Genomic DNA, 15,169 nt, shown 5'->3' on the forward strand with positions numbered 1-15,169 from the left:
CTCCTTACAGGAACATCAGGAAATACATCAGGAATACGTTGACCAATAGCAACAGCACGCCGGTTGGCACCTGTGCTTTAATCACTGCGTTCTTATCCGGCAGTTCCAGCAATGCCGCCGGCACAATGTTAAAGTTCGCCGCCATCGGCGTCATCAGCGTACCGCAATACCCGGAGAACATGCCGATTGCCGCCATCACCGCAGGGTTACCGCCATGCTGCAACACGAGTATCGGAATACCAATCCCGGCGGTCACAATCGGGAAGGCCGCAAACGCATTACCCATAACCATCGTCAGCAGTGCCATACCGATGGTGTACACCGCCACCGCGATAAAGCGGCTATCCACCGCGAGGTATTCCTGAGTTAGATAAGAGATACCACTGCCGACGCCTGCCGCCGTAAACAACAACCCCAGCGTGGCCAGAATCTGTGGCAGGATGAACGCCCAACCAATAGAGTCCAGCAGACGACGAGCTTCCTGAATTGGCTGATGTACCCGTTCATGGGTCATTTTTATCGCCATTGCCAGGCCGATCAACGAGCCAGCGGTCATCGAAAAGAGCGTCACCAGCGTGGCGTGGTTACCCGGCCCAAACAACGCATCCTGTAAGCCCGGAATATGATTAAACATCAACACACCAATCACGGTAACCACCGGAATGGCCAGCGCCGGGAAAAACAGACGATTGCCCAACCGGGTGGCGCTTTCTTCGCGCTGTTGTTGCGTACGTTGATGGTAGCTTCCCAGTTTGACGCCGCCGAAACCGGCGATTAGGGCCAGCAACACGACCGCGACACCGACAGCAATATGCACAGTGCGTTTATCGCCAAAAAGTGAATACGTCCAGTCACCCAGCAGAAACAGCAGACCGTACACGCCCCAGAACAGACCGGTGGTTAAACGCCGGGGGTTCGCTTTGTCCTGCCAGGACATGACGGCCACAATCAGTAATACCGCACCCGCCAGCCAGTAGAGATAGCTTTGCTGAAAATTCATTTCGCTTCTCCTTTAGCTGCGGCATTCGCTTTCGCTACTTCGCGTTGCAGGTAGTTATCAAGGCGCCACAAGCGTGCGCCGTGGATCAGGAACGCACAAATCGCCGTTGGGATCCCCCACAGGGCAATATGCAACGGCTCCGTCTGGATCCCGCCTGACTCCAGCATAAAGTTGTGCATGAAAATGATCGCGCCAAAGGCAACAAAGATATCTTCACCAAAAAACAGCCCGACGTTATCGGTCGCCGCCGACATTGCACGCAACCGATAGCGCACTGACCCGGGCAATTCACCATGGTTTTTCTCAGCGGCCCCTTCAGCCATAGGTGCCAGCAGCGGGCGAACCATTTGCGGATGGCCACCCAGACTTGTCAGCCCCAGCGCCGCGGTCGCTTCACGAATAAAGAGATAGACAATTAACAGACGACCGCTGGTGGCGCTGCGGATTTTCGCGATCCATGCCTGAGCACGTTCTTTCAGACCGTGGCGCTCCAGCAGACCGATAACCGCCAGAGGGATCAGCAGGATAAACGGCAGGTTGCGGGTGTTGAGAAAACCTTCTCCCAACTTTTCGAGGATCGTGGCGATCGGCATATGCGCCGCCAGCCCCGTGACGATCCCGGCAATGATAACCACCAATACCGGGTTAAAACGTAAAAGAAATCCGACCACAATGACAGCAATCCCCGTCAATGGCCAGAGAGAAATGACCTCTCCCATAATATATTCCCGTCTATGTTGTTGTGTAATATGTTATTGTTTTGTATGTAAAAAATTATGCGCTAATTTGAATCTTCTCTGCTTCGAACGCGGTACGTAAGCGGCGGGCAAAAGCGAGTGCGTGCTCACCATCACCATGAATACATACCGTCTGCGCAGTCACGCTCGCCCATTCTCCCGTCTGGCTTTTCACTCTGCCGGACTGCACCATTTCCAGGGTTTGAGCCAGTGCCTGTTCTTCATTTTCAATCAGCGCGCCCGGCTGGCTACGAGGAACCAGACTGCCATCTGCCTGATAGCCTCGATCGGCAAAAACCTCCTGGCGTGTCACCAGGCCATAATGTTCCCCGGCCCGAATCAGCTCGCTCCCCGCAAGTCCCACCAGCACAAGTGATGGATCGCAGGCATGAACCGCTCTGGCAATCGCGTCAGCCAGTTGTGGGTCTTTCGCCGCCTGGTTATAGAGCATCCCGTGTGGTTTGACGTGGCGCATGACGCCGCCTTCAGCCCGTGTGATGGTAGCCAGCGCGCCGATTTGATACAGCGTCTGCGCATATACCGTTTCAGTGGGCAAAGTCATGGCACTACGGCCAAAGTTTTCCCGATCCAGGAAACCTGGATGAGCCCCCACCGCCACCCCATTTTTTAGCGCTTCACGCACGCTTAAAAGCATGGTTTGCGCGTCCCCGGCATGAAATCCACAGGCAATGTTGGCTGATGACACCAGTTGCAACAGCGCGGCGTCATTTGCGCAGCCTTCGCCGAGGTCTGCATTCAGATCAATTTTCATCGTTAAGTCGCCATGTTAACTGTTCCAGATAACGTTGCTGATCGGCACGCGCCTTCAGCGCCTCCTCCAGCGAACACTGAACAAAATGAATCGGCTGGCCGAGAGGGATTTGCGCCAGATGGTACATATCCGCCTCGATGATACAGGCAATTCGTGGATAGCCACCCGTCGTCTGAGCATCGTTCATCAACACAATCGGCTGACCATTGTGCGGTACCTGAACCACGCCGGGGAGCAGACCGTGCGACAACAGCTCACGATCGGTGGTACGTGTAAGTGGCTGACCCTGCAATCGATACCCCATCCGGTTACTCTGTGGGCTGAGCTGCCACGGAGATCGCCAGAATGATGCCTGTGATGCGTCATCAAATTCGTGATATTCAGGTCCGGGTAACGCGCGAATACGATTTCCCCACAAAAGCTGTTTGACCCCCTGCGGCCCGCTGAACTGCCGCGTTGAAACACCAATCGCCAGCCGATCGCCATCGCGTAACAGACGCCCTTCCAGCCCACCGATACCTACTTTCAGATCGGTACTGCATGAGCCCATCACCTCGGGAACATCAATGCCACCCGCCACCGCCAGATAACTGCGCATCCCGCGATGCGGGCGTTTTAGCATCAGGCGTTGCCCGGCTTTAACCGGCAGTCGCCATCCGCTCCACACAGGGGTACGGTCTAAATGCGCTTCACACCCCGCGCCGGTTAATGCAAACCAGCCATCCGCCTCAAATTCCACCACCAACTGACCGAGCGTCACTTCAAGTGCTGCGGCATTTGCGTCATTACCCACCAGCAGGTTGGCTACGTTCAGCGCCGGTTTGTCCAGCGCCCCACAGTGGCTTATTCCTGATTGCCGAAAACCGTAGCGGCCACCGTCCTGCACGGAGGTATACATGCCCGCACGAATGATTTTTAACATACCCCCTCCTTCTGCGGGACAAATCGCACGGTATCCCCTGGCCGTAACAGGATCGGCTCATCCCGCTGCGGATCGAACAACTTAACCGAGGTATGCCCTATCAGTTGCCATCCTCCAGGTGTTGATAGTGGGTAGATACCGGTTTGTGAGCCACCGATGCCAACTGAACCTGCCGGAACAAGCAGGCGCGGTTCAGCACGTCTTGGTGTATGCAGTTGCTCCGGTAAGCTCCCGAGATAGGGGAATCCCGGCTGAAAGCCGATAAACCAGACTACATAGTCAACTGACGCATGCAGTTCGACAACCTGCTTCTGGCTTAATCCACTGTGCTGCGCAACCTCTGCCAGATCCGGTCCGCACGTACCGCCATAGGTAACCGGTATTTCAATAAAGCGCGAATCCGGTTCCAGCGCTTCACTCTCTTCCCACCAGCGCTGCAGACGTTCAATTGCATCCAGCGCCAGCGTTTGTGGGTTGCGCAGAGTCACCGTGATGTTGTTCATTCCAGGAATGACTTCCAGCACATTCGGAGCATCTACCAGACGCTGGGCCAGGCCCCAAATACGTTTCTGACTCGCCAGCGTAATCGGTGGTTCCAGTTCCAGAACCACCGCAGTTTCACCTAACAGATAACAACGCGCTCGCTGCACTTTCGCCCCTCTTTAATTACGCCGGATTGGGTATATCAATGAAAGAAACATCCAAATCAGTATTTTCATTCAGCCATTCACTTAACGCGCGAATACCGCCACGTTCGGTGGCATGATGTCCGGCTGCATAAAAATGCAGCCCCTGCTCACGGGCTGAGTGAATGGTTTGTTCGGAGACTTCACCGGTAATAAAAGCATCGACGCCAAAACGGGCCGCGCTATCAATGAAACTTTGGCCGCCACCGGTACACCAGGCGACGCGCTGAACTTTTTCCGGCCCTGTATCACCACACCATAACGGTTTACGTCCCAGGCGCGCCTCTATCCAGGATGCCAGCTCTAACCCCGGAACCGGCATAGCGAGTTCGCCCCACGGCACCAGAGGCTCAATTTCCCCCATCACGGTAATGCCTAGCAGCGCAGCTAACTGCGCGTTATTCCCCAGTTCCGGGTGCGCATCCAGCGGCAGGTGCCAGCCATACAGGTTAATATCATTTTCCAGCAGTGTTTTCAGACGATGGCGCTTCATGCCGCGAATAACCGGGGATTCGCCTTTCCAGAAGTAACCGTGATGAACGATGACCGCATCAGCCCGCAGACGCACTGCCTCGTCCAATAATGCCTGGCTTGCGGTCACGCCGGTCACGATTTTATGCACCGTCTCTTTGCCCTCAACCTGCAAACCATTCGGCGCGTAGTCGCTAATGGCCGCGCTGTTCAGTTTGTCGTTGATCAGTTGTTCCAGTTCGGTGTTTTTCATCATCGCCCTCGTTGTCAAAAATTCTGCATGCCCAATCAGCAACACAGCTTAAGCTAAAATAGCGTCCCCGCCTCCGTTCGTCGATAGCCATTTCACTGACACATCAAGAAACAATCACATGGACTTTGAAGGTAAATTGCTTACCACCAGGAGATTTTATTCATGTATATTTATGCAATCAGACAGCATATTGCAAAAATAATCAGATCTGTATCAAAGTTACCATTTCAAGGAAACACGCTCACACAGTACGTTCATCCTGTCGTGAGGCATTCACTTCGAGAATAGAATGAATAAACAAGCATCTCAGCCGCGCGCTATCTATTACGTCGTCGCACTGCAAATTTGGGAATACTTCAGTTTTTACGGCATGCGTGCACTGCTGATCCTGTATCTCACTAACCAGCTTAAGTACAACGATAATCATGCATATGAACTCTTCAGTGCCTACTGCTCGCTAGTGTATGTCACCCCAATTCTGGGGGGATACCTGGCGGATAAAGTGCTCGGCAACCGCATGGCAGTCATGATTGGCGCATTTTTAATGGCAGTGGGGCACCTGGTGCTGGGTGCCAGTGAAATGGCGCCGGCGTTCCTCTATTTGTCTCTGGCAATTATCGTCTGCGGTTACGGTCTGTTTAAATCCAACATCAGTTGCCTGCTGGGCGAACTGTATCAACCGGAAGATCCGCGTCGCGACGGCGGTTTCTCTCTGCTTTATGCCGCAGGTAACATCGGTTCGATTATCGCCCCTATCGCCTGTGGCTATGTGCAGGAAGAGTACAGCTGGGCCATGGGCTTCGCGCTGGCCGCAATCGGCATGCTGGCAGGACTGGTGATTTTCTTATGCGGAAACCACCATTTCGCCCACACCACTGGTGTCAACAAAGCTGTCCTGTGCGCCAGAACGTTTATTCTGCCAAACTGGGCCTGGTTGTTGGCATTACTGGTGGCAGCTCCGCTGCTGATTACCGTCCTGTTCTGGAAAGAGTGGTCCGTGTATGCACTGCTCGTTGCCACCGTCATTGGTCTGGCTGTTCTGGCAAAAATCTACCGTCAGGCACAAACACAGAAGCAGCGTAAAGAACTGGGGCTTATCGTTACTCTGACCTTCTTCAGCCTGTTGTTCTGGGCCTTTGCTCAACAGGGCGGCAGTTCTATTAGCCTCTATATCGACCGCTTTGTTAATCGCGACATTCTGGGATATTCCGTTCCTACCGCGATGTTCCAGTCGGTCAACGCCTTCGCCGTGATGCTGTGCGGCATCGTGCTGGCATGGGTGGTTAAAGAAAGCGTGGGTGGCAACCGCACTGTGCGTATCTGGGGTAAATTTGCCCTCGGTCTGGGATTAATGAGCGCAGGTTTTTGTATTCTGACCTTAAGCGCCCGCTGGTCAGCAGCTTACGGGCATTCTTCTATGCCACTGATGATCCTTGGGCTGGCGGTGATGGGATTTGCCGAATTGTTTATCGATCCGGTCGCGATGTCGCAAATTACGCGCATTGAGATCCCGGGCGTTACCGGCGTATTAACCGGTATTTATATGCTGCTTTCGGGTGCCATTGCCAACTACCTGGCGGGAGTGATTGCCGACCAGACATCCCAGGGCACATTTGATGCCTCCGGGGCCATCAACTATTCCATCAATGCCTATATTGATGTCTTTAGCGAGATTACCTGGGGAGCCCTGGCCTGTGTCGCGCTGGTACTGCTAATTTGGTTGTATCAGTCACTTAAGTTTAGAAACCGTCCACTGGCGGTAGAGTCCTGAGTTTACAGGCCCGATGATGTACTACGACTCGGGCCTGTTTTTTATCAAGAGATTACGAATTATTAACTGCCAGATCCTCTTCCGACAGACCTGTAACCAGTAACACCATTTCACGAGCTATTCCTTGCGCCAGCATTGTTTGCGCTATACGTAATGCAGCCTCGTGTTTACCTTGCTGTAACCCTTGCTGTACCCCTTCCTGTAATCCCTCTAACCGTAATCGCTCCGCAATAGTCATCAGCTTCTCCTTGTGTTGGGGGATCCGTTGCGCCATCTCTTGCATAAATTCATTAAAGCGAGATGCATCGCCGGATTGCAGAATGTAATTAAACATCGCCTGTAGTTGCGTGTCATTAGCGCATCCTGTAAGTAACAGCGTAGCCAGTTGTTCTACCAGTCCCATCAAATCCCGCTGACGGATATATTTTTGCATGAGTTCCAGCAACGCCATTCGCCTGTGCGTCAGGATTTCATCATCGGGTACTACCGTTATATCCACCAGTGGAAATGCACTGGCATAGAGTTGCCTTGCCGCCACAGGATCTGCAAACGCATCCAGCCAACACAGTGAATACGGGTACGGGCTGCGGTTACCGTGATAAAACAACATCGGTATTACCAGCGGCAGTTCCTTGTGTCCGGCGTCCAGATGGCGCTGCATGGCCGTCATCGCATAACGCAGCAAACGAAAAGCCATATGCGGATCGGCTGAACTCTGATGCTCTATAACAACATAGACATACCCGTCACCGTCGCGTGTGTGCAGCGACCAGAGCACATCGGAGTAGCAGGAACGTAAATCCGCTTCAATAAAGCTCTCTGACTCCAGCTTCAACGTATTAAAATCGCAAAGCTTTTGCAGACAAGCCGGAAGGTGAATCTCGAGGAAATCCCGCGCAGTTTCGGGATGGTGTAAAAACGTTTTGAATACCGCATCATGCGGAGTGGAAGTCGTTGCCGTTGTCATCGTGTTCCGTCACCTGAAAGAAGATGACGGGACTTTACTGCCCAGGCGTAACTGGTGCATTCAGGCAGTAACGGTCTTACGCACACGATTCAGCGCTAAATGCGCCCGCTAGCAACATGTGCATTCTGCTGGAATGCATTACGCAGAAATCCACCACGCACTCACCCTTTTCGCGCCGCCTCATAGGCCGCGAGCGTGGCTAATCTCGCCTGCTTATGGTCGACAATGGGGCGAGGGTAATGGAGAGTCACCTGCGCTTTTTCCGCCCAGTTCCACGGCTCGTGGATTGCTTTTCCTGGCACCTCGCGTAATTCCGGCACCCACTGGCGGATAAACTCACCGTCACGATCGAATTTTTCCCCCTGAGTCGTTGGATTAAAAATACGAAAATACGGCGCGGCATCAGTTCCGGTTGACGCCGCCCACTGCCAGCCACCGTTATTGGCTGCCAGATCGCCGTCGATCAGTTGCGACATGAAATACTGCTCTCCTTTACGCCAGTCAATCAGCAGATCTTTCACCAGAAAGCTGGCGGTAATCATGCGTAAACGGTTATGCATCCATCCTGTGGTGTTAAGCTGACGCATGGCGGCATCCACAATGGGATATCCCGTTTGCCCCGTCTGCCACGCCTGAAAATGTGCAGGGTTATCCTGCCACTGAACACGATCGGTCCAGCGAATAAAGGGGCGATGACGACACAGTGCCGGGTGGTATGTCATTAAATGACGGTAAAACTCGCGCCAGATAAGCTCATTCAACCAGACGCTTCCGCTCCCGCCCTCAAGTGCCTGCGGCTGTTCTGCTAACAACCGGTTCAGGCATTGACGCGGCGATAATCCACCGGTTGCAAGACTTGCGGATAACCGGCTGGTGCCATCAATTGCCGGATAGTCACGCTGTTGTTCATATTCCACGACAGCCTGCTGGCAAAACTGACGTAATTGCGCGATAGCCGATTTTTCTTCCGGTTGGAAATGTCGCACATCAAAATCCTGCTGCGGATAACTCAGCGTAATTGCGGTTAACGGTGTGGAAATAGTGCTGCTGTCTCGTCTCTTTGGCGCGGCAACACTCTCAGGAACACCGTCTTTTAGACGTTTCAGCCAGGCATTTTTAAATGGCGTAAAGACTTTATACATTTCATGATTGCCGGTCATCACCGCCCCCGGAGGCAGGATCACGCTGTCGTCAAAACCCTCACAGATCACGTGTGGCAATGACTTTTCCACACTTACATCACGCTGTCGTTCGTTTATTTCATACTGATAGTTATAAAAAAGCCGGCTGACATCATGCTGCGCACAGACGTTTTTTACTGTATCCACGCTGGCGGAAAAATCGGTAACTTCATGAAACAGAAGGGGAATGCCTTTTTCTGCCAGTGCCGTTTGTAGCATATTCAATTGAGCGCTAATAAACGCCGCCTGGCGTGGAGCCATGTTATGTAACGTCCACTGTTCGGGAGTGGCAATATATAACGCCAATACCTGAGCAGAAGGATCACGGCACGCGGCGGCGAGGGCGAGATTATCGTGCAGACGTAAATCACAACGAAACCAGACCAAATGGGTGGTCATAAAGCTCCCAAATCAATAAGACAATTAGCTTCCATAGCGCAAACGTAACGTTGCGGGCCAGGGATCAAAGTAGCGCTGTCCGGAAAGCCAGGTATCCGGGTATTCTGCCATATAGTGTTTGAGCAGCGTCACGGGAGCAAGCAGTGGCTGCGTTGCGCGCCGATAATCATCAATCAGCGTTGCGAGTTCCTGACGCTGACGAGCATTGAGCTGCTTACGAAAATACCCCTGAACGTGCATCAAAACATTAGTATGGTTACGCCGGGTAGCCTGATGCGACATCAAAGCCATCAACTGCTGGCGATAAGCGATAAAAAAGGCATCCAGACTTTCCCATTCGTGAACCGCTGCCACAAAACGCCCGAGCTCCCGATATGCTGGCTGAGAATGCGTCAACAGCAGCAGCTTATAGCGACTGTGATAGTCAATCAGTGCTCCGCGTGTCAGCCCTTGCTCACGAATACCATTTAGTTCATGCAGCGCATACATTCGTTCAACAAAGTTTTCGCGGATTTGCGGGTCATGCAACCGCCCATCCTCTTCTACTGGCAACCACGGATATGCGTCCATCAATAATGATGTGTAGATACCGCGTCCCGCTTTGCGGTTATTTTTACCGTCAGCATCGTACACGCGAACACGTTCCATTCCGCAGGTGGGGGATTTTGCGCAGACGATGTAGCCACACAGATGTTCAAGCTGCCCGATCTGTTGGTTACTGAAAACCGTCATGGCATCAGTGAGGTTCCCTTCCCGCTTATCGCTAAAACGCAGAGAAATAGCACCATCATCGTTTTTTACCAGACGTAACGCAGGACGAGGCACTGGCAATCCAATGGCCATTTCCGGACACACTGGCTCAAAGCACACCCACGGAGACAGGTCTTCCACGGCAAAAGCCAGCCGTTTATGTCCGCCATCAAAGCGAACGTTAGCACCTAGCAAGCAGGCACTGATACCCACCGGGATTTTCTCGTTCATCACAACTCCTTATCCGTTATCTGAATAAGTGTAGACGTCGGAGCATAAAAAAAACCGCTACATTACTGTTAGCGGTTTTCTTGAGCAATTTCGATAAATTAATAGAAATCGCAGGTCGCTTTTTCAGCCTGATCCATCCACACCGGCTTATCGCTGGTTTTCGACCAGACGCGGTGCAGGTAGCTGTAAAAACGGGCGCGGTCTTTCCAGAACAGCATGACCGGTAGCGCCAGCACGCCCGCCACAACGGCGAAAGTACGGCGTAATAAGACAACATGTGCTGGATATTCTTTGTAAAGATCCATACTTTTCTCCCCTATATCTGTTCGGTGAATCGCACCGGAAAAATAAACTTGGTTAACTGATGAAAATAATACCGCCTTGTGTGTAATTTTACTACTCATCCGACCACTTATTTTTATCTATTGATGCTTCGTTTAACTTAAATTCGTAATTTAGTTACATAAAAGTTAAATTAATACTAATCATTAGTTAAATAATGGCCTTTGCCATTTTTATACTTTTTTTACATCCCGCCCGCCGATTTTTGCGAAATCTTTGCAACCAAAAAACTACGCTCTGGTTATCACATTGATGCCACTGGAGGTGCACCGTGAGTGCAGGCGTGATAACCGGCATTGTGCTGGTGTTTTTATTATTAGGTTATCTGGTGTATGCCCTGATCAATGCGGAGGCGTTCTGATGGCGGCACAAGGATTTTTACTCATCGCCAGTTTCTTACTGGTTCTTTTTGTTGTAGCCAGACCATTGGGCGCAGGGCTGGCAAGGCTTATCAATAACGCATCCTTGCCGGGCGTGACCGGCATTGAACGTGTGCTCTGGCGTGGGCTGGGCATTTCGCAACACGAAATGAACTGGAAGCAGTATCTGCTGGCAATTCTTGCACTCAATATGTTGGGTCTGCTGGTGCTGTTTTCGATGCTGATGGCGCAAGGTTTGCTGCCACTGAACCCTCAGCAATTGCCGGGACTCTCATGGCATCTCGCGCTGAATACCGCCGTGAGTTTTGTCACCAATACCAACTGGCAGTCATACAGCGGCGAAACCACCTTAAGCTACTTCAGCCAAATGGCCGGGCTGACCGTACAGAATTTCCTGTCAGCGGCGACCGGCATCGCGGTGATTTTCGCCCTGATCCGCGCCTTCACACGCCAAAGTATGAACACGCTGGGTAACGCCTGGGTGGATCTGGTGCGCATTACGTTATGGATCTTGCTGCCCATTGCTCTGCTCATCGCCCTGTTTTTTATACAGCAAGGCACGCTGCAAAACCTGTTGCCTTACCAGGCGTTCACCACGCTTGAAGGCGCTAAACAACTGCTGCCGATGGGTCCGGTCGCCTCGCAAGAAGCCATTAAGATGCTCGGCACTAACGGTGGCGGCTTCTTTAACGCTAACTCATCACATCCGTTTGAAAATCCAACCGCACTGACCAACATGGTGCAGATGCTGGCGATCTTTTTAATTCCCGCCGCCCTGTGCTTTGCTTTTGGCGACGTCGTGGGCGATCGCCGTCAGGGACGTACTCTGCTGTGGGCAATGTCGCTGATTTTTGTCATCTGCGTGGCGATCGTGATGTGGGCTGAGATTCAGGGTAATTCACATCTGATGGCGTTTGGCGCAGACAGCAATATCAACATGGAAGGTAAAGAGAGCCGCTTTGGCGTGCTGGTCAGCAGTCTGTTTGCGGTCGTCACGACGGCAGCATCCTGCGGGGCGGTCATCGCTATGCATGACTCTTTCACCGCGCTGGGCGGGATGGTGCCAATGTGGTTGATGCAGATTGGCGAAGTGGTGTTTGGCGGCGTGGGTTCAGGTTTATACGGCATGCTGCTGTTTGTTCTGCTGGCCGTATTTATCGCCGGACTGATGATTGGCCGTACCCCGGAATATCTGGGTAAGAAAATCGACGTGCGCGAAATGAAAATGACAGCGCTGGCGATTCTGGTTACCCCTGCACTGGTGCTGCTTGGTACAGCGATTGCCATGATGAGCGACGCCGGGCGCAGCGCGATGCTCAACCCTGGGCCACACGGTTTCAGTGAGGTGCTGTACGCCGTATCGTCTGCAGCGAACAACAACGGTAGCGCCTTTGCCGGGTTAAGCGCCAACAGCCCATTCTGGAACTGCCTGCTGGCCTTCTGCATGTTCTTCGGGCGCTTCGGCGTCATTATTCCGGTGATGGCAATTGCCGGGTCGTTGGTCGGTAAAAAGAGCCAACCCGCAAGCCCTGGCACTCTGCCCACACACGGTGCGCTGTTTGTCGGGTTGTTAATCGGTACGGTGTTACTGGTTGGCGCTCTTACCTTTATTCCTGCTCTGGCGCTTGGTCCGGTCGCAGAATACCTCTCTTTACGTTGAGCGATGCGGAGCACATTATTATGAGTCGCAAGCAACTGGCGCTGTTCGAACCCTCTCTGGTCGCGCAAGCGCTTATGGACGCCATCAAAAAATTAAGCCCACATACCCAGTGGCGCAATCCGGTCATGTTTATCGTCTGGATCGGCAGCCTGCTGACCACGCTGATAACCGTAGCGATGGCAACCGGGCACATGATCGGGAACCCAATGTTTACCGGGGCGATAAGTCTCTGGTTATGGGTGACCGTTCTGTTCGCCAACTTTGCCGAGGCGCTGGCGGAAGGACGTAGCAAAGCACAAGCCAACAGCCTGAAAGGGGTGAAAAAAACAGCTTTCGCACGTAAATTACGCGAACCCAAATACGGCTCGTCAATGGATCATGTTCCTGCCAGCGAACTGCGTAAAGGGGATGTGGTGCTGGTTGAAGCAGGCGATATTATCCCCTGCGACGGCGAAGTCATCGAAGGCGGCGCATCAGTGGATGAAAGCGCCATTACCGGGGAATCTGCGCCGGTTATCCGCGAATCCGGCGGTGACTTCGCATCAGTTACCGGAGGAACTCGCATCCTCTCCGACTGGCTGGTGATCGAATGCAGCGTCAACCCCGGCGAAACATTCCTCGACCGAATGATCGCAATGGTCGAAGGCGCCCAACGGCGGAAAACGCCAAATGAAATCGCGCTGACGATCCTGCTGATCGCCCTGACCATCGTCTTTTTGCTGGCAACCGCTACGCTGTGGCCGTTTTCCGCCTGGGGCGGCAGCGCGGTCAGCGTCACAGTTCTGGTTGCATTGCTGGTCTGCCTGATCCCCACCACTATCGGTGGCCTGCTCTCCGCAATTGGCGTCGCCGGAATGAGCCGCATGCTGGGTGCGAATGTCATCGCCACCAGCGGGCGAGCGGTAGAAGCAGCAGGTGACGTGGACGTACTGCTGCTGGATAAAACCGGCACCATTACGCTGGGCAACCGTCAGGCTTCAGATTTTCTTCCCGCCCAGGGCGTTGATGAAAAAACGCTGGCCGACGCCGCACAGCTTTCGTCACTGGCGGATGAAACGCCAGAAGGTCGTAGCATCGTGGTGCTGGCAAAACAGCGCTTTAATCTGCGCATACGCGACGTGCAATCGCTGCACGCCACATTTGTACCGTTTACCGCACAAAGCCGGATGAGCGGTATCAATATCGACAACCGCATGATCCGCAAAGGTTCAGTAGACGCTATTCGTCGTCACGTCGAAGCCAACGGAGGGCACTTCCCTGCCGATGTTGAGCAGAAGGTCGAAAACGTCGCTCGCCTTGGTGCGACGCCGCTGGTCGTTGCCGAAGGTTCGCACGTGCTGGGTGTGATTGCGCTGAAAGATATCGTTAAAGGCGGGATCAAAGAACGTTTTGCCCAGTTGCGCAAAATGGGTATCAAAACGGTGATGATCACAGGCGACAACCGGCTGACCGCCGCCGCGATTGCGGCAGAAGCCGGGGTGGATGACTTTTTAGCGGAAGCCACACCGGAAGCCAAGCTGGCACTTATTCGTCAGTACCAGGCGGAAGGTCGTCTGGTGGCGATGACCGGCGACGGAACCAACGACGCCCCCGCACTGGCTCAGGCAGATGTGGCGGTTGCCATGAACTCCGGGACCCAGGCCGCGAAGGAAGCGGGCAACATGGTCGATCTGGACTCTAACCCCACTAAACTGATTGAAGTGGTGCATATTGGCAAACAGATGCTGATGACACGTGGCTCGCTGACCACCTTCAGTATTGCCAACGACGTTGCGAAATATTTCGCCATTATCCCGGCTGCGTTTGCCGCAACCTACCCGCAGCTCAACGCACTTAACGTGATGCGCCTGCATTCGCCGGATTCGGCAATCCTGAGCGCGGTCATCTTCAATGCGCTGGTTATTGTCTTTCTGATCCCACTGGCGCTGAAGGGCGTGAGCTATAAACCGTTATCGGCTTCCGCCATGCTGCGCCGTAACTTGTGGATCTACGGTCTGGGCGGTCTGGTTGTGCCATTTATTGGTATCAAAGTGATTGATTTATTGCTGACCCTGCTGGGTCTGGTGTGAGGTTTCAGATGAGTGGATTACGTCCTGCACTATCAACATTGATTTTCCTGATACTTATCACCGGCGGAGCATATCCATTGCTGACAACCGCACTGGGGCAATGGTGGTTTCCCCATCAGGCTAACGGGTCACTGCTCCGTGAGGGTCAGGTCGTTCGCGGCTCTGAACTCATCGGCCAGAACTTTACCGCCGCCGGTTATTTTCAGGGACGCCCTTCAGCGACGGCGGAAATGCCCTATAATCCAATGGGTTCAGGCGGCAGTAACCTGGCGGCCAGCAACCCGGAGCTGGATAAACAATTGCAAAGCAGGATTGCCGCGCTGCGTGCTGCAAATCCGCAGGCTAACCCAGTTGTTCCGGTGGAACTGGTCACGGCGTCTGCCAGTGGACTGGACAATAATCTGACACCGAACGCGGTAGCCTGGCAGATCCCCCGCGTGGCGCAAGCCCGTAACCTCAGCGTTGAAGAGGTAACGCAGTTAGTTGCACAATACACGCATAAGCCGCTGGTCGGGTTTATCGGCCAGCCGGTAGTGAACCTGGTGGAACTTAATTTAGCGCTGGATAAACGCTGAGAA

The 15,169-nt window shown here is 53.3% G+C and carries 15 protein-coding genes; 5 read left to right on the forward strand and 10 right to left on the reverse strand.

The annotated features are described in order from the left end of the window. Nucleotides 1-4: 4 nt before the first annotated feature. Genes OH663_RS11415 through ybgI form a run of 6 tightly spaced genes read right to left on the reverse strand, consistent with a single transcriptional unit; the run spans nucleotide 5 to nucleotide 4,841 of the window. Nucleotides 5-1,000 (reverse strand): DUF979 domain-containing protein, encoded by a 996-nt coding sequence (locus tag OH663_RS11415; RefSeq protein WP_200010599.1) that lies wholly within the window; start codon nucleotides 998-1,000, stop codon nucleotides 5-7. Continuing rightward, nucleotides 997-1,719 (reverse strand): DUF969 domain-containing protein, encoded by a 723-nt coding sequence (locus tag OH663_RS11420; RefSeq protein WP_045441087.1) that lies wholly within the window; start codon nucleotides 1,717-1,719, stop codon nucleotides 997-999. Before OH663_RS11420 ends, OH663_RS11415 begins: the two co-directional genes overlap by 4 nt. Nucleotides 1,720-1,774: 55 nt before the next feature. After that, on the reverse strand, nucleotides 1,775-2,509 hold the full coding sequence (gene pxpA / locus OH663_RS11425) for a 5-oxoprolinase subunit PxpA (RefSeq protein WP_200010597.1): 735 nt from the start codon (nucleotides 2,507-2,509) through the stop codon (nucleotides 1,775-1,777). Continuing rightward, nucleotides 2,499-3,431 (reverse strand): 5-oxoprolinase subunit PxpC, encoded by a 933-nt coding sequence (gene pxpC, locus OH663_RS11430; protein WP_045441085.1) that lies wholly within the window; start codon nucleotides 3,429-3,431, stop codon nucleotides 2,499-2,501. Before pxpC ends, pxpA begins: the two co-directional genes overlap by 11 nt. Beyond that, nucleotides 3,425-4,081: a 5-oxoprolinase subunit PxpB gene (gene pxpB / locus OH663_RS11435; RefSeq protein ID WP_045441084.1), complete on the reverse strand. Its 657-nt coding sequence runs from the start codon at nucleotides 4,079-4,081 to the stop codon at nucleotides 3,425-3,427. Before pxpB ends, pxpC begins: the two co-directional genes overlap by 7 nt. 16 nt (nucleotides 4,082-4,097) lie before the next feature. After that, a complete protein-coding gene (gene ybgI / locus OH663_RS11440; RefSeq protein WP_045449503.1) occupies nucleotides 4,098-4,841 on the reverse strand; it encodes a radiation resistance protein YbgI in 744 nt (247 codons plus the stop codon). 289 nt (nucleotides 4,842-5,130) lie between these two features. Here ybgI and dtpD point away from each other — a divergent pair, with 289 nt between their 5' ends. After that, the gene (dtpD, locus tag OH663_RS11445; RefSeq protein ID WP_200010595.1) at nucleotides 5,131-6,612 is read left to right on the forward strand and encodes a dipeptide permease DtpD; all 1,482 of its coding nucleotides are present in this window, start codon (nucleotides 5,131-5,133) and stop codon (nucleotides 6,610-6,612) included. Nucleotides 6,613-6,664: 52 nt separating this feature from the next. On the opposite strand, the gene OH663_RS11450 is transcribed toward dtpD, so the two are convergent. From OH663_RS11450 to OH663_RS11465, 4 genes are all read right to left on the reverse strand, one after another. Further along, nucleotides 6,665-7,579 carry an Rpn family recombination-promoting nuclease/putative transposase gene (locus tag OH663_RS11450; protein WP_200010593.1) on the reverse strand — a complete coding sequence of 305 codons (915 nt, stop codon included), beginning with the start codon at nucleotides 7,577-7,579 and terminating at the stop codon, nucleotides 6,665-6,667. Nucleotides 7,580-7,740: 161 nt separating this feature from the next. Further along, on the reverse strand, nucleotides 7,741-9,159 hold the full coding sequence (gene phrB, locus OH663_RS11455; RefSeq protein WP_200010590.1) for a deoxyribodipyrimidine photo-lyase: 1,419 nt from the start codon (nucleotides 9,157-9,159) through the stop codon (nucleotides 7,741-7,743). Between the two features lie 24 nt (nucleotides 9,160-9,183). After that, the gene (locus OH663_RS11460) at nucleotides 9,184-10,140 is read right to left on the reverse strand and encodes a YbgA family protein (protein ID WP_200010588.1); all 957 of its coding nucleotides are present in this window, start codon (nucleotides 10,138-10,140) and stop codon (nucleotides 9,184-9,186) included. 98 nt (nucleotides 10,141-10,238) lie between these two features. Continuing rightward, nucleotides 10,239-10,445, reverse strand: coding sequence for a YbfA family protein (locus tag OH663_RS11465; RefSeq protein WP_045441079.1), 207 nt, complete (start codon nucleotides 10,443-10,445; stop codon nucleotides 10,239-10,241). 308 nt (nucleotides 10,446-10,753) lie between these two features. On the opposite strand from OH663_RS11465, the gene kdpF reads away from it, so the two are divergent. The 4 genes from kdpF to kdpC are packed head-to-tail and all read left to right on the forward strand — an operon-like array spanning nucleotide 10,754 to nucleotide 15,166. After that, nucleotides 10,754-10,843, forward strand: coding sequence for a K(+)-transporting ATPase subunit F (kdpF, locus tag OH663_RS11470; RefSeq protein ID WP_001670793.1), 90 nt, complete (start codon nucleotides 10,754-10,756; stop codon nucleotides 10,841-10,843). Continuing rightward, nucleotides 10,843-12,522: a potassium-transporting ATPase subunit KdpA gene (kdpA, locus tag OH663_RS11475; protein ID WP_045441078.1), complete on the forward strand. Its 1,680-nt coding sequence runs from the start codon at nucleotides 10,843-10,845 to the stop codon at nucleotides 12,520-12,522. Before kdpF ends, kdpA begins: the two co-directional genes overlap by 1 nt. Nucleotides 12,523-12,542: 20 nt before the next feature. Next, nucleotides 12,543-14,591, forward strand: a complete 2,049-nt coding sequence (kdpB, locus tag OH663_RS11480; protein ID WP_200010586.1) for a potassium-transporting ATPase subunit KdpB — start codon at nucleotides 12,543-12,545, stop codon at nucleotides 14,589-14,591. A gap of 8 nt (nucleotides 14,592-14,599) precedes the next feature. After that, nucleotides 14,600-15,166 carry a potassium-transporting ATPase subunit KdpC gene (gene kdpC, locus OH663_RS11485; RefSeq protein ID WP_045441076.1) on the forward strand — a complete coding sequence of 189 codons (567 nt, stop codon included), beginning with the start codon at nucleotides 14,600-14,602 and terminating at the stop codon, nucleotides 15,164-15,166. Nucleotides 15,167-15,169 lie beyond the last annotated feature (3 nt).

Source organism: Citrobacter sp. Marseille-Q5395 (genome assembly GCF_947057495.1).
GTDB lineage: Bacteria > Pseudomonadota > Gammaproteobacteria > Enterobacterales > Enterobacteriaceae > Citrobacter > Citrobacter murliniae.

What these genes read in the sequence shown, in the direction of transcription:
- OH663_RS11415 (WP_200010599.1), bottom strand. Translation starts at nt 1,000, where the DNA reads ATGAATTTTCAGCAAAGCTATCTCTACTGGCTGGCGGGTGCGGTATTA.
- OH663_RS11420 (WP_045441087.1), bottom strand. Translation starts at nt 1,719, where the DNA reads ATGGGAGAGGTCATTTCTCTCTGGCCATTGACGGGGATTGCTGTCATT.
- pxpA (WP_200010597.1), bottom strand. Translation starts at nt 2,509, where the DNA reads ATGAAAATTGATCTGAATGCAGACCTCGGCGAAGGCTGCGCAAATGAC.
- pxpC (WP_045441085.1), bottom strand. Translation starts at nt 3,431, where the DNA reads ATGTTAAAAATCATTCGTGCGGGCATGTATACCTCCGTGCAGGACGGT.
- ybgI (WP_045449503.1), bottom strand. Translation starts at nt 4,841, where the DNA reads ATGAAAAACACCGAACTGGAACAACTGATCAACGACAAACTGAACAGC.
- dtpD (WP_200010595.1), top strand. Translation starts at nt 5,131, where the DNA reads ATGAATAAACAAGCATCTCAGCCGCGCGCTATCTATTACGTCGTCGCA.
- OH663_RS11450 (WP_200010593.1), bottom strand. Translation starts at nt 7,579, where the DNA reads ATGACAACGGCAACGACTTCCACTCCGCATGATGCGGTATTCAAAACG.
- phrB (WP_200010590.1), bottom strand. Translation starts at nt 9,159, where the DNA reads ATGACCACCCATTTGGTCTGGTTTCGTTGTGATTTACGTCTGCACGAT.
- OH663_RS11460 (WP_200010588.1), bottom strand. Translation starts at nt 10,140, where the DNA reads ATGAACGAGAAAATCCCGGTGGGTATCAGTGCCTGCTTGCTAGGTGCT.
- OH663_RS11465 (WP_045441079.1), bottom strand. Translation starts at nt 10,445, where the DNA reads ATGGATCTTTACAAAGAATATCCAGCACATGTTGTCTTATTACGCCGT.
- kdpA (WP_045441078.1), top strand. Translation starts at nt 10,843, where the DNA reads ATGGCGGCACAAGGATTTTTACTCATCGCCAGTTTCTTACTGGTTCTT.
- kdpB (WP_200010586.1), top strand. Translation starts at nt 12,543, where the DNA reads ATGAGTCGCAAGCAACTGGCGCTGTTCGAACCCTCTCTGGTCGCGCAA.
- kdpC (WP_045441076.1), top strand. Translation starts at nt 14,600, where the DNA reads ATGAGTGGATTACGTCCTGCACTATCAACATTGATTTTCCTGATACTT.